Source organism: Brevundimonas sp. (assembly GCF_030704825.1).
Lineage (GTDB): Bacteria > Pseudomonadota > Alphaproteobacteria > Caulobacterales > Caulobacteraceae > Brevundimonas.
On sequence record NZ_JAUYNX010000002.1, the window covers coordinates 97,831 to 121,752 of the forward strand.

Sequence of the window (23,922 nt, forward strand, 5' to 3'; positions counted from 1 at the left end):
TCTAGTCGGCGGCTGGCGGCGAAGTATTGCCTGTTTGGGGCGGCGGCAAGGCTTCTTCTTCCGAAAACCCTTTGCTTACGGACGAAGTCACGACCGGGCTGAGCGCGTCCGCGCCGCGCCCGATGCCGGGCAGGATGATCTGGATCGCCCGGGCCGCGCCCGCCGTCACCGGGCGCAACGCCGCCTCGCTGAGCCATGTCGGTGTCTTCTCGCCCGGCATGGCGGCGACGATGACCAGGTGGATGGCCCCCAGCAGCACCAGCGAGCGCGCTGCCCCAACGAAAACGCCGATGAAACGGTCTATCCCGCCCAGTTGTGGATGGGCCTGGGCCCGCTTCGACAGGATAGAGCCGAAGATGCGGACGCCGAAATAGATCAGTAGAAACGAGCCGATGGCCGCCGCGATCGTCCCCGCCCAGTCCGGATCGATCAGGCCCCTTCCGATCGGCGCCGTCACGGGAAGGGCGACCAGGGCGACGAAGGCCGCCAGCACGAAGCTGAGCAGGGTGATGATTTCGCGCGTGCCCCCGCGGACCCAGCCGGCGGCGGCCGAGGCGAGGATGACCAGGATGGCGATAACGTCGAAACCGGTCATGCTGGCTCGGAAAGCTGTCGATCCGTCCTCAATAGCGGTTTTGCGAGATTCGTTCGACCGCCTCGGACAGCCGTGTCACCGAGGTGACGCCCACGCCCTTGTGCCTGACCGTCAGCGTGGGCGTCAGGGCCTGGTCGAAGCCCAGCTTCTGCGCCTCGCGCAGCCGCGCCTCGGCGCGGCCGACGGCCCGGACCTCGCCGGACAGGCTGATCTCGCCGAAGACCACGCAGCCCTGGGGCAGGGGAACGTCGGTGGCGGAACTGATCAGCGCCGCCGCCGCCGCCAGATCCGCCGCCGGCTCGTTGATGCGCAGGCCCCCGGCCACGTTCAGATAGACGTCCTGATCCCCGAAACCGAAGCCGCAACGCGCCTCCAGCACCGCCAGCACCATGGCCAGCCGCCCCGTGTCCCAGCCCACCACCGCCCGTCGCGGCGTGCCATAGGCGGATTTGGACACCAGCGCCTGCATCTCGACCAGCACGGGGCGGGATCCCTCGATGCCGGCGAAGACCGCCGCGCCCGGGGCCCGGTCGTTGCTTTCGCCGAGGAACAGGGCGGAGGGATTGGCCACCTCGCGCAGGCCTGCGTCGCCCATTTCGAACACGCCGATCTCGTCGGTGGCGCCGAAGCGGTTCTTGGCCGCGCGCAGGATACGGAAGGGATAGCCGCGCTCGCCCTCGAAGCTCAGCACGGCGTCGACCATATGCTCGACCACGCGCGGGCCGGCGACCTGGCCGTCCTTGGTGACATGGCCGACCAGCACGACGGCGACGCCCTGCGACTTGGCCAGCCGCACCATCTCGCCGGCGCAGGCCCGGACCTGGGTGACCGAGCCGGGCCCGGCTTCGTGAGCGTCGGACCACAGGGTCTGGATCGAATCGATGACGACGATGTCGAACCGCTCGCGTTTCAGCGTGCCGAGGATGTCCCGCAGCGCCGTGGCCGAGGCCAATTCGACCGCCGCGTGGGTCACGCCCATCCGTTTGGCTCGGGCCCGGATCTGCTCGATCGCCTCCTCGCCGGAGATATAGGCGACGCGCGCGCCCTTCAGCGCGGCGCGGGCGCAAACGTCGAGCAGCAGGGTCGATTTGCCGACCCCGGGGTCGCCGCTCAGCAGGATGGCCGAGCCCGGCACCACGCCGCCGCCGCAGACCCGGTCGAACTCTGTCACGCCGGTGACGATGCGCGGCGGCTCGGGGGTGTCGGACTGCAGCGTCTCGAACTGGACGCCGCGGGTCCGGGCCGCGCTGACGGGCTTCATCGCGCCGGGCGGAGCCGAACGGCTCTCCTCGACGATGGAGTTCCACTGGTTGCAGGCCCCGCACTGGCCCGACCACTTGCCGTGGACGGCTCCGCAGGCCTGGCAGACATAGATCGCGCCGTCTCTCGCCATGCCGGTGGCTTACAGGAGTCGGAAGGCGCGGGGCAGGGGGGACCGCCGGGGGTACGACCGAAACTGTCGCAGGCGGATCGCGATCAGCCCGCGCGCCGGATCAGTTCGTCGGCGAGGTCGGCGGTCAGATAGCCGTCGGCCAGCCGCCCGTTGGCGATCTGCCAGCGGCGCAGGGCGGCGCGGGTGTTGGCCCCGACCACGCCGTCGATGCCCTGGGTGTCGAAGCCGAGGGCGGTCAGGGCGCGCTGGGCGCCGATGCGCTGGTCGCGCGACAGGGGGGCGTCGTCGGGCCAGGTCGCGACGAGGCCGGGCTTGCCGGCGATTCCGTCGGCGGTCAGGCCGATGGCCAGGGCGTAGGAGACCGAGTTGTTGTAGCGGCGGATCACATAGTGGTTGGGCAGGGCCAGGAAGGCCGGGCCGCGCGCGCCCTGGGGCAGCAGGATCACGGCTTCTTCCAGCGCTTCCGCGGCGTTGGGCGCGCCGCCACGGGCGAGGGATACGCCCCGCTGGGCCCAGTGGCGCCATGGATGGCGGGGCCCCTCGGCCTCGGCGTAGTCGAAGCCGGCCGGCAGAATGACCTCATAGCCCCAGGTCTGGCCGGGCTTCCAGCCGGCCTGCGCCAGCAGATTGGCGGCCGAAGCCAGGGCGTCGGCGTCCGAACCCCAGATGTCGACCTTGCCGTCGCCGGACTGGTCGACGCCGAGGCGGAGATAGGCGTCGGGCATGAACTGGGTCTGGCCCATGGCCCCCGCCCAGCTGCCCTTCAGTCCCGCGCGGTCGCGGCGTCCGTCGACGACGATGTCCAGCGCATCCCTGAGCTCGCTCTCGGCCCAGTCGCGGCGGCGGCCGTCGAAGGCCAGGGTGGCCAGGGACCGCACGACGTCATAGTTGCCCTGGATGGCGCCGTAGCCGCTTTCGTTGCCCCAGATGGAGACGAGGATTTCAGTCGGGACGCCGTAGCGCCGGGTCACTTCCCACGGCACGCGGTCGGTGCGGGCGCGGCCCTGGGCGATCCGCGTCGCCGAGGCGGCGGACTGGACATAGGCGCCGGCGGGGCGGCTGAACTCGGGCTGGTTCCGGTCCAGCCGGATGACCGACGGATCGGGCGTGAGGCCGGCGAGCTCGCGCTCGTATTCGGCTCGACGGGCGCCGCCGTGGCGGGCCAGGAAGCCCTGTTTCCAGCCCTCGAATCCGGCCTGGTCGGCAGGGGTGTCGACCGGAGGCTGGCTGGGCGGCGCGAGCGGGACGGGGCTGCCAGCCAGGGGCGTCGGCTCCCCGGGGGTGATGACGGGCGGGACCGGCGGCGCCTCCGGGAGCATGGGGGCGCAGGCGGCGACTGAGACGATGAGCAGGAGGCGAAGGCTGATGCGCATGGCGATAGCTGTAGAGTCCCCGATGGCCGCCCCGTCATAACAAGTGCGCGAGGGCGGCCAGCGTTGCTGCAATACCGGGGCCAAAGCGAGGCTCCGTCCTCAAGCCCCAGCCGACTGTGTCGTTTGGGTCGCGCGACAGGCGACGGCGGGGGCCGGGATTCTCTGTTTTGCGTCGTTAACCCTCAATATCATGGATTATTTCAGAGGCCCTGGCGCACAAGGAGCCCAGCTCTGAGACCCGATACGGCCTGGTGGCGGAGGGGCTACGCAACGGGGGTGCAACCCCGGAGACCCTCCGTTCAACTCGGAGGCCAGGCCTCCATCCTGTTGGGCTCTGACGCGACCGACGCGATCGCTCGCTGCTGGCTCGGCGTTCTGTCAGCGCGCCGCTCAGAGCTTGCCGAACGCCACGCCGCGCCAGCCCCAGCCCGCCTTCTGCGCCGCGGCGACCAGCGGCTTCTTGATCTCGTCGGTGTCGAACCGGTAGCTGTAGACCTCGCCCCAGGACAGGTCCTCGCGGAAGGCGTAGACCGTTTCGAAGCTCTTTTCCCAGGTCTGGCCGCGGACGCCCTCGGCCGTGGCGGAGAGGTCGGGAACGCCGGCGCGCCATTCCACCTCCCACGACTGATCCACGGCGCGGACCTCGCCCCTTGCTTCGTCGAACTTCATCAGCACCTTGAAGACGCGCTTGATCCCGGCCTTGGCGAAGACCTCGTACCATTGGGCGTCGACGATCCGCCATTCGGCCACGAGGTCGACGCCTTCCGGCGCGCCGTCGCGGACGATGAAGGGGGCGGTGTCGCGGTTGATGGCCAGAAGGCCGTCCCGGAGCGCCGGAACAGGGAGGCGCGGCACGCCGTCGGGCGCGCGCTTGCTGCCGGTCATCCAGTCGAACAATCCCATGGGCGTGGTTCCCGGCCGCGACGACGAGGGGCGATGTCAGCACCCGCTTGCACGATGCGGGGAGCGGTTACAATCGCGGACGACCCGGACCGGGGTCTCCCGGCCGCGCCAATGTCCCTGCCCATCTGGTTGACGAAGCGGGGAAGCCTCTCTATACGCACCGCTCCGCCGCAGGTTCGTCCCGCGGCTTTTCTGTTTTGCTTTGCCCCAGGACGACGACCATGAAGGTCCGCAGCTCGCTCAAGTCGCTCAAGACCCGCCACCGCGACTGCAAGGTCGTGCGTCGCAAGGGCGTGGTCTATGTGATCAACAAGACCGACCCGCGCTTCAAGGCGAAGCAGGGCTAAAGACGGCCTTTCCGCGTCGCGACGCGGTTCGAAAGTTTCAGGGCTGCGGACTTGTCCGCAGCCTTTTTCGCGTCCGACCCCAGCCGTCGTTGAGTCGCGCGCCCCGGCGTGGTTAGCGTCTTCATTCTTTTTGCCCCGTCGGCCTTCGGCCTGCTTGAGGGCGTGTTTCCCGGAGTTCTCCCTTGGCCGACGACGCTTCCTTCGATTCCTCGCCCGACGTGCTGACGTCCGCCGCCCAGGGCCGCCTGCGCACCGTGATCGAGCGCCTCGAGCGCCTCGAAGAGGACAAGGCGGCGGTCATGGCCGACATGAAGGAGGTCTTCGCCGAGGCCAAGGGCGAGGGCTATGACGTGAAAATCCTGCGCAAGGTCATCCGCATCCGCAAGCAGGACAAGGCCAAGCGGCAGGAGGAGGACGCGATCCTCGACCTGTACCTCTCGGCCCTCGGCGAGATCTGACACTGAAGCGAACCGGCTTCGGCGGAGGCAAGGGCGGTTCGAAAAAACCGCCCGCCAGTCCGTTCGAGGCTGAACGCGAGGCGGCCCGGCGCGCCGCCCTCAACGCCCTCAGACGCGCCCGCCGCTCGGCAGAGAAGGCGGGTGTTTCGCTGTCCGAGTGGGAGGGCGAGTTCATCGACTCGGTGAGCGAGCGGATCAAGACCCACGGGCGCGCCTTCGGCGACCCGGAACTGGGCGCGCCGGGGCAGGCCCTGTCCGCCCTGCAGGGCCGCAAGCTCAAGGAGATCGCGGCCAAGGCGAAAGGCGAGTCGCCGAAACGCCGCTGGGGCCGCAAGGCCCCACCGCCGTCCCCCGATGACTAGAACAGGATCTTGCGGAAGGTCAGGCTGACGACCCGGCCCTGGGGGTCGAGATAGTCGGCCTGGTAGTTCAGCGGGACGTCTCCGGCGGTTGAGGTGACCTCGGGCCGGCTGTCGAACAGGTTCTGAACGCCGAGATTGACCCGCGCGCCCTTCAGCCAGGGATATTTGGCGACCCAGGACGCCCGGGAGTTCAGGTCGATGAAGACGTTCAGATTGACCGTCGCCTGGTCCGAGAACTCAAGGTCCGGCCCGCTCCCGCCGTCCACGCGGGTCGAGGCCCGCCAGTTCGCGTTGACGAAGGCGCCCATGCCGTTGCGGAACACGCCGCCCTGGGCCTGGATTTCGTGGCGCGGGCTGCCGCCGCGGGCGCCGGTGGCGGCGCCGTCCAGCAGGTTGAGGAGCGGCAGGCCGTCGGCGATCAGGATTTCGTCCTGCAGCCGCCAGGTGTGATAGATCGACAGGTTGAAACGGCCCTGTCCCGGCTGCATGCCGCCGCCGCGACCACCCCCGCCCCCACCCATGCGAATCTGGGGACCGCCGGCTCCGGGGCCGTCACCGCGCGGCCGGTCTCCGCCGGCGCCCTCGCCGCGCATCTCGATCCGCATCGGGCCGCCGGGGGGCCGCGCGCCGCCGGGCATGCCGGGCAGGGGCGCGGCCGCGGGATTGGGCGTGCCGAAGGCGCGGGAATAGTTGAAGCCGGTGCGGATGTCCTGGCGCTCGAACCGTTCGAAATTGAGCGGCCGGGCATCGAACGAGACCAGATCGCCGTCGGCGTCCCGGACGAAGCGGCCGGGCAGGGCGGCCTCGAGATCCGGCGTCAGCGTCGGGAAGGCGGCGATGGCGTCTTCGGTCAGGCTCCAGGTCCAGGTCGAGCTGAACCGGAAGTCGGTCTCGGACCAGGGCTTGAGGTTGAAGCCGGCCTTCCAGACCCGGCGATTGTCCGGGTTCAGGTCCGGGTTGCCGCCGTCTATGCGGGTGACCAGCACCGTCCGGCCGGTGGCGAAGTCGAACACCGGGACGTTGGGGGTGGAGATGGTCGGATCGTTCAACTGCGAGATCGTCGGGGAGCCGCTCTCGTCGGTGTAGCTGACCTGCAGCGACAGGGGTTCGATCGGCGACCAGTTGAGGCCGAAGCCGAGGGTGGACAGGCCGCCGAAATCCGACAGCTCCTCATAGCCGACGTTGAAATTGGCCGACAGGTCGCCGAACGCGGGCAGGACGCCCAGGCGGCGGCTGGCGATCGGCAGGCTGAAGCTGGCCTGGCCGCTGAGCCGTTGGCGGGACTGTCCGCGGTCGGTGGTGACGCCGCTGCGCGTGCTGGTGGAGTCCAGCGACACATCGTCGAAGCCGAATTTGAAGGTCGAGGAGACGCCGCCGGCGGGAAGGTCCCAGACATCGCCGGTCAGCACCAGTTCGGTGTCGAGCCGCTCTGACACCGAGCGGGCGGTGTCGTCGGCGATGCGCGCGAAGTCGGCGGGGGCGAGGGAACCGAAGGGATTGGCGCCGGCGTCGCCGGCGTCGAGCCGGGCCTGGAAGGGATCGGCGCCGTAGCCGCGGCCGGTGAGGGTCTCGGTTTCGTTGCGCGTGTACTCGCCGGTGAAGGTCCAGCGCCAATCCTGGCCGAGGAAGCCGTCGAAAACCAGGCCCAGCTCGCCGGTCAGGCCCTCGGTCTGGCGGCCGAGGACGTCGGGGGCGTCCAGATAGCGATAGACCAGGACGTCGTCGGCGAAGGGCGAAAAGGGGTTGCTCTCGGACAGGGTCAGGGTGACGCCCGGCAGGCCGTTGAAGCTGCGGCTGGACCGGTCTTCGAGGCTGCCGCTGAGGGTCGCCTGGGTCGTACTGTTCAGGTCCCGCTTCATCGTGCCCCGGAGGGTGGCGCGCTCGCTTTGGCCCAGCAGGGTGCGATAGGCGCCCAGGTCGCCGGTGCGAGGATCGCCCGCCGCGGCGGCGAAGTCGCCGATCGTCGGCGCGCCGGCAACGGTCGGGACCGGATTGACAAGCACGGTCGAGCCGACCTGGGCCGACAGGGCGGGATCGATCTCGGTCCCGAAGGGCGAACCCGAGACATTGCCGATCAGATCGTAGGGGGTGGAGCCCGCATCGCGAACGATGTCGCGCTCGGACTCGAACAGCGGACTGGAGCGCTCGTATTCGGCGTCCATGGACCAGCGGCCGGGCCCGGAGATACGCAGGATGTTGCCTTCGACCTCTACGGTGGTCCGGCCGCCTTGGGTCGGCATGCGGCCGGCGACCTCGCCGGTCATCGATCGGAAATTGTCCTTGAGCACGAAATTCACCACGCGCTGGTCGGCGCGGTAGCCGTATTCGAGCGCGACCTCCTCGGGCAGGATGTCCATCCGCTCGATCGCCTCGGGTGGAAGGCTGTGGATCTCGCGGAAGCCGGAGATGCGGCGGCCGTTGACCAGCAGGACAGGCTGCCCGTCGGCGCGACCGCGCGAACTGCGGGTGACCGGCTCGAGATAGGTCAGCAACTCGGCGATGTTCGAGGCGCCATAGGCCTGGATTTGATCGGCGGTCAGGGTGAGGTCCGGCGGGATGTCGGAATTGGCGCTGCCGCGGGGGCGGGTCCCGGTGGTCGTCACCGTCTCGAGCTCATAGGCGTCCGGATCGGGCCTGGCCGTCGGCGTCGGTTCGGTGGCGGGGGGCGTCGGTTGTTGCGGCGGCTGTTGCGACGGAGGAGCCGGCGCAGTCTGGATCATACCGGCCATGAGCCCGGACAGGGCGGTGGTGACGAGCAGCATGCGAACGGGTCCCGGGGAGTATCCAGCCCTCAACGTGCCCGGCCAACATTTCCGTCGCATTTCAGCGTCGAAACCGAAGGTTGAGTTCGCGCGGAGGCTTCACCCGTCATCGTGGTTCCGGGGGCGGCTGGCCAATGAACTTTTGGTCAGGTTCCGGCCTTCGCCTCAGCCGGCTTCCTTGAGGATGCCTTCCAGACCCTGTTCGCGCACCTTGCGGTACAGGGTCGAGCGGCCGATGCCGAGGCGCCGGGCGATCTCGGACATATGGCCGGCGTAGACCTCGATAGCGTGCTGGATCAGGTCGCGCTCGATCTCCTCGAGGGTGCGCAGATGGCCGCGCTCATCGAGGATGCGGATGGGGGTGTCGGGCAGGGGCGGCAGATCCAGGCCAGCGTTCACGGTCGGCGGCTCCTCCACCCCTTCGCGGTCCCCGCCCTCCTGCTCCGTCGGCAGGAAGGGCGCGGCCATCCCGGAGATGGCGGGGAAGTCGTGCGGCTGCAGGAAAGGCGCATCGGCCAGGACGATGGCGCGGTAGACGGCGTTCTCGAGCTGGCGGACGTTGCCGGGCCAGTCGAAGGCGCAGAGCAGGGCGAGAGTTTCGCCCGCGCAGCCGGCGACGCGCTTGCCTTCCTCGACATTGAAGCGGGCGATGAAGTGGTCGATCAGGGCCGGGATGTCCTCGCGGCGCTCGCGCAGGGACGGAGCCTCGATCGGGAAGACGTTGAGGCGGTAGAACAGATCCTCGCGGAAGGCGCCAGCGCGAACCTGCTGGGCCGGGTCGCGGTTGGTGGCGGAGACGATGCGGACGTCGACCTTGACCGAGCGTTTGGCGCCGACCGGGTCGACCTCGCCTTCCTGCAGGGCGCGCAGCAGTTTGACCTGCATGTCCAGAGGCAGTTCGCCGATCTCGTCGAGGAACAGGGTGCCGCCGTTGGCCTCCATGAATTTGCCGGGGTGTTTGTCGTGGGCGCCGGTGAAGGCGCCCTTCTCGTGGCCGAACAGGATCGACTCGATCAGGTTCGACGGCAGGGCGCCGCAGTTGACCGCCACGAACGGCTTGCCGGCGCGGTCCGAGGCGCCGTGCAGGGCGCGGGCGATGACTTCCTTGCCGACGCCGCTCTCGCCGGTGATCAGGACCGGGATGGAGGATTTGGCGGCGCGGGCGCCCAACGACTTGACCATGCGCATGGGGGCGCTCTGGCCGACCAGGTCGTCGAAGGAGGTACGGCCCGAGACATGCTTCTTCAGCCGGCCGACCTCGGCGGTCAGCTGGGTCAGCTGCAGGGCGTTGCGGACCCCGACCAGCAGGCGTTCGGCAGAGACCGGCTTGACGAAAAAGTCCTGGGCTCCGGCCTGCATGGCCTTGACCACGGCGTCCACCCCGCCCGAGGCGGTCAGGACGATGACAGGCGTCGTGACGCCGGCGGTGCGGATTTCGGCCAGGGCCTCCATCCCGCTCATGCCGGGCATGACCATGTCGAGCAGGACCACGTCGGCTCCGCCGCCCCTGGTCAGGCGGTCGATGGCCTCGCCGCCGGATTCGGCGTGGACGACGGCGTAACCTTCGCGCTCCAGCACGGCCTGGGCGAGGCGGCGCTGGGTCGGATCGTCGTCGACCACGAGAACGGTCTTGGCCATGGAGCGGCGCCCTTCATCATCACGGTTGCGGCCGGTCCTCATGCAAGCGGGACTGGCTCATTCCGGGACGTTTTAGCCGTCACAAGGTGAAGATCGGGTTGGGGGGCAGGGTGAGTAGAGGGTTAAGGGCGGCTAGAGGGTGCCGCGCGGGATCGAGTGTCTTTGGGTCCAGAAACGACAAAGGGCCGGTTTCCCGGCCCCATTCACGGCACGGCAGGCTTGTCATCACCTGATGCCGCACCGGCTGCTCCGAAGAGCAGTCTCGCAAGTCCCCGAGGGGAACCCGCTAAATATGGGTTAAGTCGAGCGCCTTTGCAACCGCGCGGCGAATGGCTTCAAAATCATCGGGGGGCAGCATCGGTACAGCATACTGTCCGCGCCCAACCTTGTAGCGGTCGAGGCGCGCCAAGGAGACCGTGGTCAACATATCGCATTTGGCCCAGCAACGGATGGCTTCCCGACCCGGCAACGGGTTGTTGGCGAGAGCGTGGTGGTGATCCTCCAATGAATCCGGCTCGGTCGTCGAGAGCGGCACTATCGTCACGAGGCGCCGGTTTCTGCGATTGCGCGCGATCACAACAACAGGCCGCACCTTGACCATCTCCGGGACCACAAACCCCGATAGTCGCACATGACGACATTTCCCGGACGGGGCTGATAGAGCATGGCCATGCAGGGTTGTACGAAGAAGCAACCCTGAGGACAATCAATCCCCCGTTCGAGGCTCCGGCGGCAGGCCGGGTCAAGGGGCCGGACCGCCTACATCGGTGACGGGCGGCGGAGGCGTCGGCGCGGTCACGACCGGCGCGCTCTCGCAGTCGGGGATGTCATCGGAGTGGAACCGGGCGACCTGACGCCCGTCCGCGAAGACCAGATCAGGCCAGACCGGCTGGACGGCCCGCAAACGCCCGGCCCGCAAGGCTACGCGAGGGTCCGGGCGCCTGTCGCCGCGGCAACGCTGGCGGAAAAAGCCCAGCAGGCTCCAGCCGTCCCCTTCCGGGATGAACACCCACACATCTGTATGGCCAGCGATCAGTATTTCCATGGTTCCATCGCCGTTCAGGTCCCTGCGCGTCGCAAGACAGGGGTCGGCGTGCTGGCAGTCCCGGAGGTCGTAGCGGTTGGCGGAGGCGATGATACCGGCTGGAAGGGGCGCCGCCCCGACCGGCCAAATCTCGATCGTCGGCACCGGCAGGTCTTCCTCGGCGGGCCGCGCGTCATAGCGGTTCTCGATCTTCTGCGCGGCCACGGCTTCGGCCGCCACGGCGGCGTTCGTGGATCGGGTGAGCCGGGCCAGGGCCGCCTGTCCGGCCTTTCCGCTCTCGAAGCGGAGGAAGGCGTAGTCGAACTTGTCGGGCGTGACCGCGCCTCGCTCCAGCCGGGCGACCTGGTCCATCACCGAGAGCCGGGAAGGGTCCAGCACGGGGCTGAAGAGCAGCAGGATGACGGCGACGGTCAGGACGGCGGTCCAGATGGTGGTGCGCTCCAGCGGGCGCATCCAGTCGCCCTTTCGCCAGAAGGGGCTGAGGGCGGCCCAGCCGTAGCCGGCGGCGAAGGAGGCGCCGACGAGGGCGCAGGCGGCGGCGATGATGCGATCGGGAGTCAGACCGTACTGACCAATGCGCAGGGCCAGGCCCCAGAAGGCGATGACGATCAGGGGCGTGATCAGGACGGCGGCGACGCGAACGGCGGCGCGGAGCACGAAGGGCGGCCGGTTGTCGGGCTGTCCGTCCTGATAGGCGGCGTTGATCAGGATGATCAGGGCGGCGGCCGCGGCCAGGACCAGCGAGACGCCGCTGCCGGTTTCCCACAGTCCGCCGAGGCCGGTGAAGGGCAGGGCCGCGAGGAAGCCTCCGACCAGAACCGTGATGACCAGCAGTAGCCACGACAGGAGCATGAGGGCGACGGTGCGGACGCCGCGGATCAGGCCGTCCCGTACGTCGGTCAGATGGACCGCCGCGGCGAAGACGAGGCCGGTGACGGGGATCGCGAACCACGGCTCGCGGAGCAGGTTCTCGAGGAAGTCGAGGTTGATGATCCGGAAAAGAGCCGCGCCGAGATGGAGAAGGATCCAGAAGGCGCCGGTGAAGCCGGCCGACAGGGCCAGCTGGACGGCGGCCTTGGTCGCTGTGTCGAAATAGGCCGGATAGCTGGCGATGCGGCGGCGCTCCATATCGGCCGGCGCCACCAGATGGTGGGCGATGAACAGGGCGGCGGCCGAGAACAGGATCACCTGCGGCGACAGGAAGGGCGGGCCCTGAAGCGTGTCGGCGCTCTGACGGGCGATGTCATGCAAGCCGAGAAGGGCCAGAACGACCCCCGCGACCACGGTCCAGATCACCATGGTCACGGGGCGGAGGCGGCCGACGCCCGCCAGCAGGACCAGCGGCAGGAAGCCGACGACGAGCAGCAGCGGACCGAACAGGAGGGGGTGAGTCGCGCCCCACGATGTTCCACCGTCCGAGGCGCGGTGCAGCCAATACAGGCCGAGGCCCTGCAACAGGCCGACGCCGATGCGGAGGGCGCCGAAGGCTGCGGGCGAGGCGCCCAGGCCGTCCCGGCCGGTGGATTCGCTGGCGTCGGTCATTCGGTTCCCCTCCGTATGCCGGGGCAGCCTGCACCATATATCTATCTCGCGTCTCAAGGATTTCTCGTGCAGTCCCGGTGCAGGGCCCGGGGCGGCTTGAGTTCTGCGCGGGTCCGTGTATAGAGCGCGCCTCTTCCGTCGCAGCTTCGGCCGCGGCGGTCCTGTCCGAGAACTTCGGGGTCTGGGGGTCACCCGGGCCATAAATGTCAGAGAGCCCTCTGACGCCGTGGGGAGATGGGGATGCAGACGACGCCAGACGTTCCGGTATCCGGGCGTCGGGGTTCGAGCTTCCTTCGGACATTACGACCGGCCTGAACGCCTCGCAGCGATGCGCGGCGCTTTGGCCACAGCAAAATCCTCGGATTTTGCTGAACTTCCATGGGAGCATTCCAAGGAATGCTCCTGTGTCGTCGGGAATAAGCCCGGCGGCGAATACAGACTGGAGACCGCAATGGACCGCGCACAAAAAGCCGAGTCGATCGAAACGCTGAAGGGCGTTTTCGCCGACGCGGGCGCCGTGGTCGTGACCCACAACCTGGGTCTGACCGTTGCGGATATGGAAGACCTGCGTGGACGCCTTCGTAAAGAAGGCGGCACGTTCAAGGTGGTCAAGAACCGCCTGGCGCTCAAGGCGCTCGAAGCCGACGAAGGCAGCGAATTCCACGGCCTGTTCAAGGGGCCCGTGGGCATCGCGTATGCCGACGACGCGGTGACGGCCGCCAAGATCACCGCCGAATACGCCAAGGCCAATGACAAGTTCATCGTCCTGGGCGGCTTCATGGGTGAGAAGATTCTGGACGCGAAGGGCGTGGAGGTTCTCTCCAAACTGCCGTCGCTGGACCAGATCCGCGCCTCGCTGCTCGGCCTGCTCAACGCGCCCGCGACCAAGATCGCCGGCGTCGTGCAGGCCCCGGCGTCCCAACTGGCCCGCGTGTTCAGCGCCTACGCCTCGAAGGACGCCGCGTAAGCGGACCCGCCTCTTTCATCTCTGCAAACTCTCACCTGAAACCCAATCCTCCGAAGGAAACACACCATGGCCGATCTCGCCAAAATCGTTGAAGACCTGTCGAAACTGACCGTTCTGGAAGCCGCCGAACTGTCCAAGCTGCTGGAAGAAAAGTGGGGCGTCAGCGCCGCTGCTCCGGTCGCCATGGCCATGCCCGCCGGCGGCGGCGCCGCTCCGGCCGAAGCTGCTGAAGAGCAGACCGAGTTCACCGTCGTCCTGCTGGACGGCGGCGACAAGAAGATCAACGTCATCAAGGAAGTCCGCGGCGTCCGTTCGGACCTGGGCCTGAAGGAAGCCAAGGACTTGGTCGAAGGCGCTCCGCAGAACGTCGTCGAGAACGTCTCCAAGCAGGCCGCCGACGAAGTCGCCAAGAAGCTGACGGAAGCCGGCGCCAAGGTGCAGGTCAAGTAAGTAAACGGACCGTCCCTCGGGACAGTTCTGGACGGGCCGGGGAGCAATCCCCGGCCCGTTTTCTTTTGGCCTTATGCGTCCTGCACGAACTGCAATCGGTGGACCTGCATGAACCGCAATGGTCGGGCTGCAGTCAGCGCCGTGACGGCAGTCCCTGCCGCGGCTACCGCCGCCGGGGCGCGAGGATGTCGGCCAGGCGGTCGCGGGTTCCCTCGATGCGGACCAGGCGCGGATACCGCAGGCCGCCGTGGTAGTCGAAGGACAGGGTGCGGAACTCGTCGCCGCGTCTGACCACCAGGACGATGGGCTCTGCCCCGCCCCTGGCGGCCGTGACGGCGTCGCGCAGAACCTCGGCCGAGGCGGTGCGGTCGCCGACGGCGACCAGATCCCAGCCGGCGCCCAGCCCCTGTTCGAACGCCGGGCCGCCCCAGCGGACGCCGGTGATGCGGTTGGCGGCGTTCAGGGTGAAGCCGAGGGAATACTGGAAATCGGCGGCCCAGCCGGACTGGATCCGCTTCTCGACCGGGGACAGGTCGTCGACATAGACGAGGCGCCAGCCGGCGCGCGCGATGCCGTCGAGCGGCGCGCGGGCGTCCGGGCCCACGGCGTCGAGGCGGGTGCGCAGGAAGGTCGCCCAGTCGTGGGGATGGACGGCGTTCAGCGCCGCGACCACGTCGTCGAAGGTATAGGGCCTGGCTTCCCAGACTCCGTCCTCGACGCCGAAGAAGCCCTTGGCGAAGTCGTCGAGGGATTTGCGATCATTGGTCTGCTCGCGGATCAGGGTGTCGGCGTCCAGCCAGATCAGCAGGGCCTCGCGGTAGTAGTCGCCGGTGCCGCGCATCCACGACGGCCAGGGGTTGGTGGTGCGGTAGCCGAGCAGGTTGTGATTGGTGGTGTCCTGCAGCGAACGCCACTGGCGGCCGGGCTGCTGGTCGTAGAAGCCGGCGAGCTCGGCCAGATTGGCGAGGGCCTCGTCCCTCGAGACCAGACCCGAGCGGGCGCCGAGAACATCGCCCCAGTATTCGGTCTGGCCCTCATAGACCCACATCAGGCTGTTCTGGGTGGGGACGTTGAAATTCGGGACGTATTCGTCTGACGGACGGCGGAATTTTCCATTCCAGCTGTGGGTGAACTCGTGCGGCAGCAGGGTGCGGGCGCCGAAGTCGGGGTTGGCGGCGGTGAAGAAGGTCGGACTGGCGGTGTTCTCGGAGGAGCGGTGGTGCTCCAGGCCGATGCCGCCCATCTTCGAGGTCAGGCCCAGCAGAAATTCGTAGCGGTCGAAGTGGCGGGCGCCGAACAGGCGATCGGCCTGGTCGACCAGCGATCGGTACTGTTCGATCCGTTCGTCGGAGGCGTTCAGAGACGCCGCAGTGTCACCGACGAGGTTCAGATGGACCGGCGAGCGGCCGCCCGGATCGAGATCGATGCGGCGGTAGTGCCTGCCGGCGAACATCGGGCTGTCCGCCAGATGCTCGAGCGGGATGGGCCTGAACGTGACGGTCGAACCGGAGGCGGAGGCCGAGTCCACTTCCAGGGCGCTGGCCTGCCGCCAACCCTCGGGCAGGACGACCGAGGGCGCGAAGGTGATGCGGTCGTGGTTGTAGCCCGCGGGATAGAGCAGGGCCTTCTCCCACTGGAGGTTGACCATCTCGGGCGTCATGACCACGCGCCAGACGGCGTTGTCGGGCTGGGTCAGCCATTCGAAGGCGACCTCGATCTGCGTCACACCCGCCGGGATGTCGAGGTGGAAGGCGTGGGGGTCGACGGTGTCCCGCACCCATTCGATGCGCTGACCATTGCCGGTGACCGTCACGCCGGAGACCAGCTGGATCGGGCCGGTGTCGGCGTGGTTGCCGGGAATGAATTCCGGATACTGCAGCACCAGATGGCCAGTGCTGACCGGGATGGTCTGACGGGTGCGGATGACCTTGTGGTCGAGGTCGGTCAGGTCGACGCGGATGCCGATGACGCCGGGATAGTCGCGGTCTTGCGGCGCCGGGATCGGCGGCAGGGCGCGCGGCAGGCTGGTCGGGGCGGGTAGGGGCGTGGCGGCTTGCGAGGCCGGCGCCTGGGCCTGGGCCAGGGCAGACGGGGCGGCCGAGGTCAGGAGGAGTGCGAGGACGGCGGCGCGGATCATCGTCTGGTCCCTCACGATCAACGGCGGCGGGGGGCGAGAATGTCGCCGAGACGGTCAGGAGTCCCGGCGATCCGCTCGAGGTGCGGGTAGCGCAGGCCGTCGTGGTAGTCGAAGGCGATGGTGCGGAAGCGATCGCCCTTCTTCAGCATCATCTCGATGGGCGTCGTATTCCCCCTTGAGGCCGTGATCGCCGCGGAGATCGCGTCGGCGCTGGCGGCGCGGCCATTGACGGCGACGACCTCCCAGCCCGAGGTCAGGCCGGCCTCGAAGGCGGGAGAGCCCCAGCGGACGGCCGTGACGCGGTTGGCCGTGTTGAGGCTGAGGCCGAGCGAATACTGGAAGTCGACGCGCTCCAGCTCCTTGTTCAGGGCCTTCGAATAGTCGTTGGGCGTTTCGCGCCAGACGAGGCGGTAGCCGCCGCGCTCGATGCCGCCATTCGGGGTCGGCGCGTCGGGGCCGACGGCGTCGAGGCGGGTGCGCAGGAAGGTCGCCCAGTCATGGGCCTGAACCCCGTTCAGCGTCGAGGTCACGTCGGCGAAGGTATAGGGGGCGGGGTCCCAGTTCCCGTCCTGGACGCCGAAGAAGGCTTTGGCGAAATCGTCCAGCGACTTGCGTCCGTTGGTCTGCTCGCGGATCAGGGTGTCGGCGTCGAGCCAGATCATCGCGCCTTCGCGATAGTAGTCCTCGCTGCGCTGGAAGCTGGCCCAGGGTTGGGGCCGGCGGCGGGCGATGATCGGGTCGTTGGTGGTGTCCTGCAGGGCGCGCCACGCGCGGCCGGGGTTGTCGTCGGCGTAGGTCGCGGCGGTGTTGGCGAAGACGTCCAGGGCCTGCTGTTTGGTCATCAGGCCGGCGCGGGCGGTCAGGACCAGGCCCCAGTACTGGGTCTGGCCCTCATAGACCCAGAGCAGGGAGTTCTGCAGCGGCCCGTTCAGGTTCGGGGTCAGCTGGTCGGCGGGCCGCCGCCATTTGCCGTTCCAGGAGTGGGTGTACTCGTGGCCCAGCAGGTCGCGGTCCGCCAGGGTCGAGGCGGCGTCGGTGAAATAGTCGGTGTCGACGCTGTTCTCGGACGAGCGGTGATGCTCCAGCCCGATGCCGCCCAGATGGTCGCTGACGGCCAGCAGGAAGTCGTAGTGGTTGAAGTGGCGCGCGCCGTACAGGCGGTCGGCCTGACGGACCAGTTCGCGGTGCCGGGCGATGTGTTCGTCCGTGGCGGCCAGCATGTCGGGGTCGTCGGCGACGATGTTCAGCCGCACGGGCGAGCGGCCGCCCGGATCGAGGTCGATCTGGCGATAGTGGGCGCCGGCGAACAGGGGGCTGTCCGCGAAATGCTCGAGCGTGACGGGGGCGAAGCTGGCCACGCCGTTCTGGAACAGGCGGGTGTCCAGGGCCGTGCCGTACTGCCAGCCGGCGGGCAGGCGCAGGGTCGGCTGGAAGGTGATCTGGCGGGAGAAGTAGCCCGCCGGATAAAGCAGGGCCTTTTCCCACTGAATGTTCAGCATCGCGTCGGTGATGACGATCCGGCCCTGGGAGCCGTCGATGGGGGTCAGCCATTTGAACGAGACGTCGACCGACGTGACGCCGGCCGGAACGTCGATCTCGTAAGCGTTGGTGTCGACCGTGTTGCGGACCCAGCGCAGCGGCTGGCCGCCGGCGGTGATGCGCAGGTCGGCGAGGTCGTCGACGGGTCCGACCGGGCCATGGGCGCCGGGAATCCATTCGGGATAGAGCAGGATCAACGGGCCCGGTCCGGCGACGGGGATGGTCTGTTTCACCGAAACGATGCGCCGGTCGATGTCGGTGGCGTCCATGTCGAGGGTGATGACGCCGGGGAAGGCCAGGTCGCGCGGCGCGGGGATGGGCGCGAGGACGCGATCGAGAGCCGGCGTTCCGACCTGGGCCAGTCCGGGGGCCGCCCCGAACAGCAGGACGGCGACGCAGGCGGAGGCGAGCAGGCGGGCGGGACGCATCATCAAGGACTTTCCGGCTGAACGGAGGGGGCGCAGATCACGCCGGGCGCGCGAAGGGGTCAAGCGCGACCTGCCCGCGCCGGATTAAAACGCCGTCATGTTTCGGGTTCCGTCGCAGAGCGACCCGGTGGTCCGGCTGCCGCCGCCGGGGAATCCCGATAGAAGGCGGGCGTTCGCGATCGTTGCGGACGCGGAAGCACCAGAGGTCACATGGGCAGCGTCATTCGTTTCTCCGCAACCGGCCTGCTGTGGCTGGCGGCTCTGACGGGGCCGGCGGCGGCCCGGACGGGACCGGTTCTGGAAACCGCCGATGTCGAACTATTCTACCGGCTCTATGACGCCAACGGCGGTCGGCCCGGCGCCGACCAGCTGCAGCGCGACTATCTGGATGTGGGCTCGGAGGGACTTCGCCACCTCGCCAGCGTGCGCAACGTCACGGGCGTGCGGATGGCCGACGCGATGGCGGCGCGACCGGAGATCTATGTCGAGGCCCGGCGCTGCGCGGAGACCCTGCCGAAGGTGCGCGAGCGGGTCGACGCGGCGCTGACGGAATTCGCCCGCCGTTTGCCGGAGGCCCGGTTTCCACCCGTGACCGTCGCGGTCGGGCGCGGGCGGCCTGTGGCCATCGGCAGTCCCGCGAACGGGGTTCAGGTCGGTCTGGAGGCCCTGTGCGCCGCGACCTTCATCAACCCGGACATCGAGGACCGCTTCGTCGGGGTGCTGGTGCACGAATATGTGCACACCCAGCAGTCGCCGGCGATGACCGAGGAGCAGGCCCACACCGTGCTGGAGATCTCGCTTGCCGAGGGGGCGGCGGAGTTCCTGACCGAGGTTCTGTCGGGCGCGCCGGCCTATGCCTATTTCGGACCCCTGACCGAGGGGCGGGAGCTGGAGATCGAGACGCGGTTCGCGGCGGACATCGACAAGACCGACCTGTCAGACTGGCTCTACAACTCGACCCTGGAGACGCCCGCAGACCTCGGCTACTGGGTCGGGTACCGGATCGCGAAGGCCTATTACCAGAATGCCGATGACAAGGCGGCGGCGTTCCGCGAGATCGTCGGGCTGACGGATGCGAAGGCGTTTCTGGCGGCCAGCGGCTGGCGTCCGGGGATCGTTCTGGACTGAATGCGGGCGGGCTTTAATTTTCGCTCATCCCCGCGAAAGCGGGGACCCAGTTCTTTCGTGGGCACTACGCATGGGACTGGCGAATGCGCGCCCCCGGAACCACCGGATCGCCCAAAGCACTGGGTCCCCGCTTTCGCGGGGATGAGCGGATAGAAGGGGCAGCTAGGCCGCGGGAGCCGCCGGCTTCACTTCCAGCAGTTCGACGGTGAACAGCAGGGTCGAGTTGGGCGGCAGTTCGTCGCCGCCGACCCAGCGGTCGCCATAGCCGAGCGCGGCGGGGATGACGAATTCGAAGGTCTCGCCCTCGCGCATCAGGGCCACGCCCTCGGTCCAGCCCCTGATCACCCGGTTCAGCGGGAATTCGGCCGGTTCGTTGCGCGAGTACGAGCTGTCGAACTCGCGGCCGTCGACGAAGGTCCCGCGGTAGTGGACCTTGACCGTGTCCGTGGCGACGGGCTGGCGGCCGTCGGGACGGGCGCGACCGACGCGGCGGTACTGGAGGCCTGATTCGGTGGTGGTCCAGCCGCGGCGCGCGCCGTTGACGACCAGATATTGCGCATTGCCGGCGGTCCAGCCCTCGAGCGTGCCGACGCCCGGCGAGGCGGCCGGCGCGGGCTCCTGCGCGGTGGCGCAGGCGGCGAGGGAAAGGGCGGCGGCGGCGATCAGGAGGGTGCGGGTCATGAGGCGACGCTAGCAGGATCAGGCTTCCGCCGTGAAGTCGTCGCGCCATTCGTAAACGAAAGGGGGAAAGGGCCTTTATTTCGTCGGAAAAGCGAGTATATGACCCGGTTCCGCTAACTCCGTATGAGATACGCGCGAAAGCGCCGAGGCCCGGTTTGTCGCCCTCCGACCGGTGCGAAGGCGCGCTCCTCCCCAAGGGAGCCCTACATTTCAGGCGTCCTGGAGCCGCAAGGCCCGAGGGTGGACGCCGAAACCGATGGTCACGGGTCGCCCGAGAGGCGGAGCCGTGGCTGCTGCATTGAACGCGGCCTGCCCGGGTCGCGCATTGGGAAGACAGAATGGCCAAGTCCAAAGCCGAAGTCGCCGTCGCCAACGGCCAGTTCGCCCACGCCACCACCTTCACCGGCAAGAAGCGCATCCGCCACTCGTTCGGCCGGATCCCCGAAGCGGTGCAGATGCCGAACCTGATCGAGGTGCAGCGCGCCTCCTACGAGCAGTTCCTGCAGCGCGAAGTGCGCTCGGGACCGCGCAAGGATCAGGGCATCGAGGCGGTCTTCAAATCGGTGTTCCCGATCAAGGACTTCAACGAACGCGCCATCCTGGAATACGTCTCCTACGAGTTCGAGGACCCGAAGTACGACGTCGAGGAATGCATCCAGCGCGACATGACCTATGCCGCGCCGCTGAAGGTCAAGCTGCGCCTGATCGTGTTCGAGGCCGATGAAGAGACCGGCGCGCGCTCGGTCAAGGACATCAAGGAGCAGGACGTCTACATGGGCGACATCCCGCTCATGACCGACAAGGGCACCTTCGTCGTCAACGGCACCGAGCGGGTGATCGTCTCGCAGATGCACCGTTCGCCGGGCGTCTTCTTCGACCACGACAAGGGCAAGACGCACAGCTCGGGCAAGCTGCTGTTCGCCGCCCGCGTGATCCCGTACCGCGGCTCGTGGCTGGACTTCGAGTTCGACGCCAAGGACATCGTCTACGTCCGCATCGACCGCCGCCGCAAGCTGCCGGCCTCGACCTTCCTGATGGGTCTGGGCATGGACGGCGAGGAGATCCTCAAGACCTTCTACGAGACCGTGCCCTACGAGAAGCGCGGCGAAGGCTGGGTCACGCCCTACAAGCCGGAACGCTGGCGCGGGGTGAAGCCCGAGTTCGACCTGGTCGACGCCGACACCGGTGAAGTGGTCGCCGCCGCCGGCACCAAGATCAGCGCCCGCCAGGCCAAGAAGCTGGGCGACACCGTCAAGTCGCTGTCGCTGGCCGCCGACGCCCTGCTGACCAAGTATCTGGCCGCCGACGCCGTCAACTACGAGACCGGCGAAATCTACGCCGAGGCCGGCGACGAGCTGGACCAGCCGACCATCGAACTGCTGGAGAGCTACGGCTTCACCACCATCGACGTGCTGGACATCGACCACGTCACGGTCGGCGCCTACATGCGCAACACCCTGCGCATCGACAAGAACACCGGCCGCGAGGACGCGCTGTTCGACGTCTACCGCGTGATGCGTCCGGGCGAGCCGCCGACCCCGGAAGCGGCCGAAGCCATGTTCAACTCGCTGTTCTTCGACAGCGAGCGCTACGACCTGTCGGCCGTCGGCCGGGTGAAGATGAACATGCGTCTGGAGACCCCGGACGTGTCGGACGAGATCCGCGTGCTGCGCAAGGACGACGTCCTGCGCGTGCTGCAGATCCTCGTCGGCCTGAAGGACGGCCAGGGCGAGATCGACGACATCGACAACCTGGGCAACCGCCGGGTCCGTTCGGTCGGCGAGCTGCTGGAGAACCAGTACCGCGTCGGCCTGCTGCGGATGGAGCGCGCCATCAAGGAGCGCATGTCCTCGGTCGATATCGACACGGTGATGCCGCACGACCTGATCAACGCCAAGCCGGCCGCCGCGGCCGTGCGCGAGTTCTTCGGGTCTTCGCAGCTGTCGCAGTTCATGGACCAGACCAACCCGCTCAGCGAGATCACCCACAAGCGTCGCCTTTCGGCGCTTGGCCCGGGCGGTCTGACGCGCGAGCGCGCCGGCTTCGAGGTCCGCGACGTGCACCCGACCCACTACGGCCGCATCTGCCCGATCGAAACGCCGGAAGGCCCGAACATCGGCCTGATCAACTCGCTGGCCACCCACGCCCGGGTGAACAAGTACGGCTTCATCGAGAGCCCCTACCGGCGCGTGAAGGACGGCAAGGCCACGGACGAGGTGGTCTACATCTCGGCCATGGAAGAGGCGAAATACACGATCGCCCAGGCCAACATCGAGCTCAAGGACGGCATGATCGTCGAGGAGCTGGTCCCGGGCCGGATCAACGGCGACTCCCAGCTGCTGATCCGCGCCGACGTGGACATGATGGACGTGTCGCCGAAACAGGTCGTTTCGGTCGCCGCCGCCCTGATCCCCTTCCTGGAAAACGACGACGCCAACCGGGCCCTGATGGGCGCGAACATGCAGCGTCAGGCCGTGCCGCTGGTGCAGTCGGACGCGCCGCTGGTCGGCACCGGCATGGAAGCGGTCGTGGCCGTGGACTCCGGCGCCGTCGTGGTCGCCCGTCGTGACGGCGTCGTCGAACAGATCGACGGCACCCGCATCGTCGTTCGCGCCACCAACGAAGCCGACGCCGGCCGTTCGGGCGTCGACATCTACCGCCTGTCCAAGTTCCAGCGTTCCAACCAGTCGACCTGCATCAACCAGCGCCCGATCGTGCGCGTGGGCGATGAAGTGAAGGTCGGCGACGTGATCGCCGACGGCCCGTCGACGGACCTGGGCGAACTGGCCCTGGGCCGGAACGCGCTCGTCGCCTTCATGCCGTGGAACGGCTACAATTTCGAAGACTCGATCCTGATCTCCGAGCGTATCGTGCGCGACGACGTCTTCACCTCGATCCACATCGAGGAGTTCGAGGTCATGGCCCGCGACACCAAGCTGGGGCCGGAAGAGATCACCCGCGACATCCCGAACGTCGGCGAGGAAGCCCTGCGCAACCTCGACGAGGCCGGCATCGTGGCGATCGGCGCCGAGGTCCAGCCGGGCGACATCCTGTGCGGCAAGGTCACCCCGAAGGGCGAGAGCCCGATGACGCCGGAAGAGAAGCTGCTGCGCGCCATCTTCGGCGAGAAGGCTTCGGACGTCCGCGACACCAGCCTGCGCCTGCCGCCCGGCGTCGCCGGCACCATCGTCGACGTGCGCGTGTTCAACCGCCACGGCGTCGACAAGGACGAGCGGGCCATCGCCATCGAGCGTTCGGAAATCGAACGCCTCGGCAAGGACCGCGACGACGAGCTGAAGATCCTCGAGCGCAACGTCTACGGCCGCCTGAAGCCGCTGATCCTCGGCAAGAACGCCACCTCGGGTCCCAAAGGCCTGGGTCGCGGCGTGGTCACCGAAGAGAAGCTGGGCGAACTGTCGCGCGGCCTGTGGTGGCAGATCGCCCTCGACGACGAGAAGGCGATGGGCGAGCTCGAGGCCATGAAGAAGCAGTTCGAGGACGCCCGCAAGGCGCTCGACCGCCGTTTCGAGGACAAGGTCGAGAAGCTGCAGCGCGGCGACGAACTGCCCCCGGGCGTGATGAAGATGGTCAAGGTCTTCGTGGCCGTGAAGCGCAAGCTTCAGCCCGGCGACAAGATGGCCGGCCGTCACGGCAACAAGGGCGTCATCTCCAAGATCCTGCCGATCGAGGACATGCCGCACCTGGAAGACGGCACCAATGTCGACATCGTCCTGAACCCGCTGGGCGTGCCCTCGCGGATGAACGTCGGCCAGATCTTCGAAACCCACCTCGGCTGGGCGGCCGCGGGCCTCGGCAAGCAGATCGCCGGTCTCCTGGAAGCCTGGCAGAACGGCGGCCAGCGCAAGGCCCTGATCGAGTGGCTGCAGGACATCTACGGCAAGGACCAGGAACTGCCCGACAGCGACGAAGAGCTGGTCGAGCTGGCCCGGAACCTGTCGAAGGGCGTGCCCTTCGCCACCCCGGTGTTCGACGGCGCCCACATCGACGACATCGAAAACCTGCTGGAGAAGGCGGGTCTCGCCCGCTCCGGCCAGGTGCAGCTCTATGACGGCCAGACCGGCGACAAGTTCAAGCGCCCGGTCACGGTCGGCTACATCTACATGCTGAAGCTGCACCACCTGGTCGACGACAAGATCCACGCCCGCTCCATCGG

18 protein-coding genes are annotated in these 23,922 nt (G+C 68.2%); 7 read left to right on the forward strand and 11 right to left on the reverse strand.

The window, feature by feature from the left end:
* Position 1: 1 nt before the first annotated feature.
* From Q8Q71_RS01385 to Q8Q71_RS01400, 4 genes are all read right to left on the reverse strand, one after another.
* Positions 2-595, reverse strand: coding sequence for a CvpA family protein (locus Q8Q71_RS01385; protein WP_305757856.1), 594 nt, complete (start codon positions 593-595; stop codon positions 2-4).
* Between the two features lie 28 nt (positions 596-623).
* Positions 624-1,988 (reverse strand): DNA repair protein RadA, encoded by a 1,365-nt coding sequence (radA, locus tag Q8Q71_RS01390; RefSeq protein ID WP_305757857.1) that lies wholly within the window; start codon positions 1,986-1,988, stop codon positions 624-626.
* 83 nt (positions 1,989-2,071) lie between these two features.
* On the reverse strand, positions 2,072-3,361 hold the full coding sequence (locus tag Q8Q71_RS01395; RefSeq protein ID WP_305757858.1) for a lytic murein transglycosylase: 1,290 nt from the start codon (positions 3,359-3,361) through the stop codon (positions 2,072-2,074).
* A gap of 390 nt (positions 3,362-3,751) precedes the next feature.
* Positions 3,752-4,264 carry a hypothetical protein gene (locus tag Q8Q71_RS01400; RefSeq protein WP_305757859.1) on the reverse strand — a complete coding sequence of 171 codons (513 nt, stop codon included), beginning with the start codon at positions 4,262-4,264 and terminating at the stop codon, positions 3,752-3,754.
* Positions 4,265-4,485: 221 nt separating this feature from the next.
* Here Q8Q71_RS01400 and ykgO point away from each other — a divergent pair, with 221 nt between their 5' ends.
* From ykgO to Q8Q71_RS01415, 3 genes are all read left to right on the forward strand, one after another.
* Entirely contained in the window at positions 4,486-4,611 is a 126-nt protein-coding gene (gene ykgO, locus Q8Q71_RS01405; RefSeq protein ID WP_055832286.1) for a type B 50S ribosomal protein L36, read from the forward strand.
* Between the two features lie 182 nt (positions 4,612-4,793).
* Positions 4,794-5,069, forward strand: coding sequence for a DUF2312 domain-containing protein (locus tag Q8Q71_RS01410; protein WP_292025971.1), 276 nt, complete (start codon positions 4,794-4,796; stop codon positions 5,067-5,069).
* 2 nt (positions 5,070-5,071) lie between these two features.
* The gene (locus Q8Q71_RS01415) at positions 5,072-5,431 is read left to right on the forward strand and encodes a hypothetical protein (RefSeq protein ID WP_305757871.1); all 360 of its coding nucleotides are present in this window, start codon (positions 5,072-5,074) and stop codon (positions 5,429-5,431) included.
* On the opposite strand, the gene Q8Q71_RS01420 is transcribed toward Q8Q71_RS01415, so the two are convergent.
* From Q8Q71_RS01420 to Q8Q71_RS01435, 4 genes are all read right to left on the reverse strand, one after another.
* Positions 5,428-8,193 carry a TonB-dependent receptor plug domain-containing protein gene (locus Q8Q71_RS01420; protein WP_305757860.1) on the reverse strand — a complete coding sequence of 922 codons (2,766 nt, stop codon included), beginning with the start codon at positions 8,191-8,193 and terminating at the stop codon, positions 5,428-5,430. The two genes, Q8Q71_RS01415 and Q8Q71_RS01420, sit on opposite strands and share 4 nt — an antisense overlap.
* Before the next feature lie 165 nt (positions 8,194-8,358).
* On the reverse strand, positions 8,359-9,831 hold the full coding sequence (locus tag Q8Q71_RS01425; protein ID WP_305757861.1) for a sigma-54 dependent transcriptional regulator: 1,473 nt from the start codon (positions 9,829-9,831) through the stop codon (positions 8,359-8,361).
* Between the two features lie 286 nt (positions 9,832-10,117).
* Entirely contained in the window at positions 10,118-10,432 is a 315-nt protein-coding gene (locus Q8Q71_RS01430; protein ID WP_305757862.1) for a type II toxin-antitoxin system PemK/MazF family toxin, read from the reverse strand.
* Positions 10,433-10,573: 141 nt separating this feature from the next.
* Complete coding sequence (locus Q8Q71_RS01435; RefSeq protein ID WP_305757863.1) at positions 10,574-12,418, reverse strand: DUF4153 domain-containing protein; 1,845 nt, start codon at positions 12,416-12,418, stop codon at positions 10,574-10,576.
* A gap of 451 nt (positions 12,419-12,869) precedes the next feature.
* Between Q8Q71_RS01435 and rplJ the strand changes: the two genes are divergently transcribed.
* Positions 12,870-13,385 (forward strand): 50S ribosomal protein L10, encoded by a 516-nt coding sequence (rplJ, locus tag Q8Q71_RS01440; protein ID WP_305757872.1) that lies wholly within the window; start codon positions 12,870-12,872, stop codon positions 13,383-13,385.
* 66 nt (positions 13,386-13,451) lie between these two features.
* Positions 13,452-13,835 (forward strand): 50S ribosomal protein L7/L12, encoded by a 384-nt coding sequence (gene rplL / locus Q8Q71_RS01445; RefSeq protein WP_055832297.1) that lies wholly within the window; start codon positions 13,452-13,454, stop codon positions 13,833-13,835.
* A gap of 163 nt (positions 13,836-13,998) precedes the next feature.
* Here rplL and Q8Q71_RS01450 read toward each other — a convergent pair whose 3' ends face one another.
* Positions 13,999-15,972 (reverse strand): M61 family metallopeptidase, encoded by a 1,974-nt coding sequence (locus Q8Q71_RS01450; protein WP_305757864.1) that lies wholly within the window; start codon positions 15,970-15,972, stop codon positions 13,999-14,001.
* Positions 15,973-15,989: 17 nt separating this feature from the next.
* On the reverse strand, positions 15,990-17,939 hold the full coding sequence (locus Q8Q71_RS01455) for a M61 family metallopeptidase (RefSeq protein ID WP_305757873.1): 1,950 nt from the start codon (positions 17,937-17,939) through the stop codon (positions 15,990-15,992).
* Between the two features lie 210 nt (positions 17,940-18,149).
* Here Q8Q71_RS01455 and Q8Q71_RS01460 point away from each other — a divergent pair, with 210 nt between their 5' ends.
* On the forward strand, positions 18,150-19,067 hold the full coding sequence (locus tag Q8Q71_RS01460) for a DUF2268 domain-containing putative Zn-dependent protease (RefSeq protein WP_305757865.1): 918 nt from the start codon (positions 18,150-18,152) through the stop codon (positions 19,065-19,067).
* Positions 19,068-19,229: 162 nt separating this feature from the next.
* Here the strand turns inward: Q8Q71_RS01460 and Q8Q71_RS01465 are convergent, their stop codons facing one another.
* Positions 19,230-19,748, reverse strand: coding sequence for an FKBP-type peptidyl-prolyl cis-trans isomerase (locus Q8Q71_RS01465; protein WP_305757866.1), 519 nt, complete (start codon positions 19,746-19,748; stop codon positions 19,230-19,232).
* Between the two features lie 338 nt (positions 19,749-20,086).
* Here Q8Q71_RS01465 and rpoB point away from each other — a divergent pair.
* Positions 20,087-23,922, forward strand: a 3,836-nt coding sequence (gene rpoB, locus Q8Q71_RS01470) for a DNA-directed RNA polymerase subunit beta (protein ID WP_305757867.1), incomplete at its 3' end; no start/stop codon positions are given.

What these genes read in the sequence shown, in the direction of transcription:
- Q8Q71_RS01385 (WP_305757856.1), bottom strand. Translation starts at nt 595, where the DNA reads ATGACCGGTTTCGACGTTATCGCCATCCTGGTCATCCTCGCCTCGGCC.
- radA (WP_305757857.1), bottom strand. Translation starts at nt 1,988, where the DNA reads ATGGCGAGAGACGGCGCGATCTATGTCTGCCAGGCCTGCGGAGCCGTC.
- Q8Q71_RS01395 (WP_305757858.1), bottom strand. Translation starts at nt 3,361, where the DNA reads ATGCGCATCAGCCTTCGCCTCCTGCTCATCGTCTCAGTCGCCGCCTGC.
- Q8Q71_RS01400 (WP_305757859.1), bottom strand. Translation starts at nt 4,264, where the DNA reads ATGGGATTGTTCGACTGGATGACCGGCAGCAAGCGCGCGCCCGACGGC.
- ykgO (WP_055832286.1), top strand. Translation starts at nt 4,486, where the DNA reads ATGAAGGTCCGCAGCTCGCTCAAGTCGCTCAAGACCCGCCACCGCGAC.
- Q8Q71_RS01420 (WP_305757860.1), bottom strand. Translation starts at nt 8,193, where the DNA reads ATGCTGCTCGTCACCACCGCCCTGTCCGGGCTCATGGCCGGTATGATC.
- Q8Q71_RS01425 (WP_305757861.1), bottom strand. Translation starts at nt 9,831, where the DNA reads ATGGCCAAGACCGTTCTCGTGGTCGACGACGATCCGACCCAGCGCCGC.
- Q8Q71_RS01430 (WP_305757862.1), bottom strand. Translation starts at nt 10,432, where the DNA reads ATGGTCAAGGTGCGGCCTGTTGTTGTGATCGCGCGCAATCGCAGAAAC.
- Q8Q71_RS01435 (WP_305757863.1), bottom strand. Translation starts at nt 12,418, where the DNA reads ATGACCGACGCCAGCGAATCCACCGGCCGGGACGGCCTGGGCGCCTCG.
- rplJ (WP_305757872.1), top strand. Translation starts at nt 12,870, where the DNA reads ATGGACCGCGCACAAAAAGCCGAGTCGATCGAAACGCTGAAGGGCGTT.
- rplL (WP_055832297.1), top strand. Translation starts at nt 13,452, where the DNA reads ATGGCCGATCTCGCCAAAATCGTTGAAGACCTGTCGAAACTGACCGTT.
- Q8Q71_RS01450 (WP_305757864.1), bottom strand. Translation starts at nt 15,972, where the DNA reads ATGATCCGCGCCGCCGTCCTCGCACTCCTCCTGACCTCGGCCGCCCCG.
- Q8Q71_RS01455 (WP_305757873.1), bottom strand. Translation starts at nt 17,939, where the DNA reads ATGCGTCCCGCCCGCCTGCTCGCCTCCGCCTGCGTCGCCGTCCTGCTG.
- Q8Q71_RS01460 (WP_305757865.1), top strand. Translation starts at nt 18,150, where the DNA reads ATGGGCAGCGTCATTCGTTTCTCCGCAACCGGCCTGCTGTGGCTGGCG.
- Q8Q71_RS01465 (WP_305757866.1), bottom strand. Translation starts at nt 19,748, where the DNA reads ATGACCCGCACCCTCCTGATCGCCGCCGCCGCCCTTTCCCTCGCCGCC.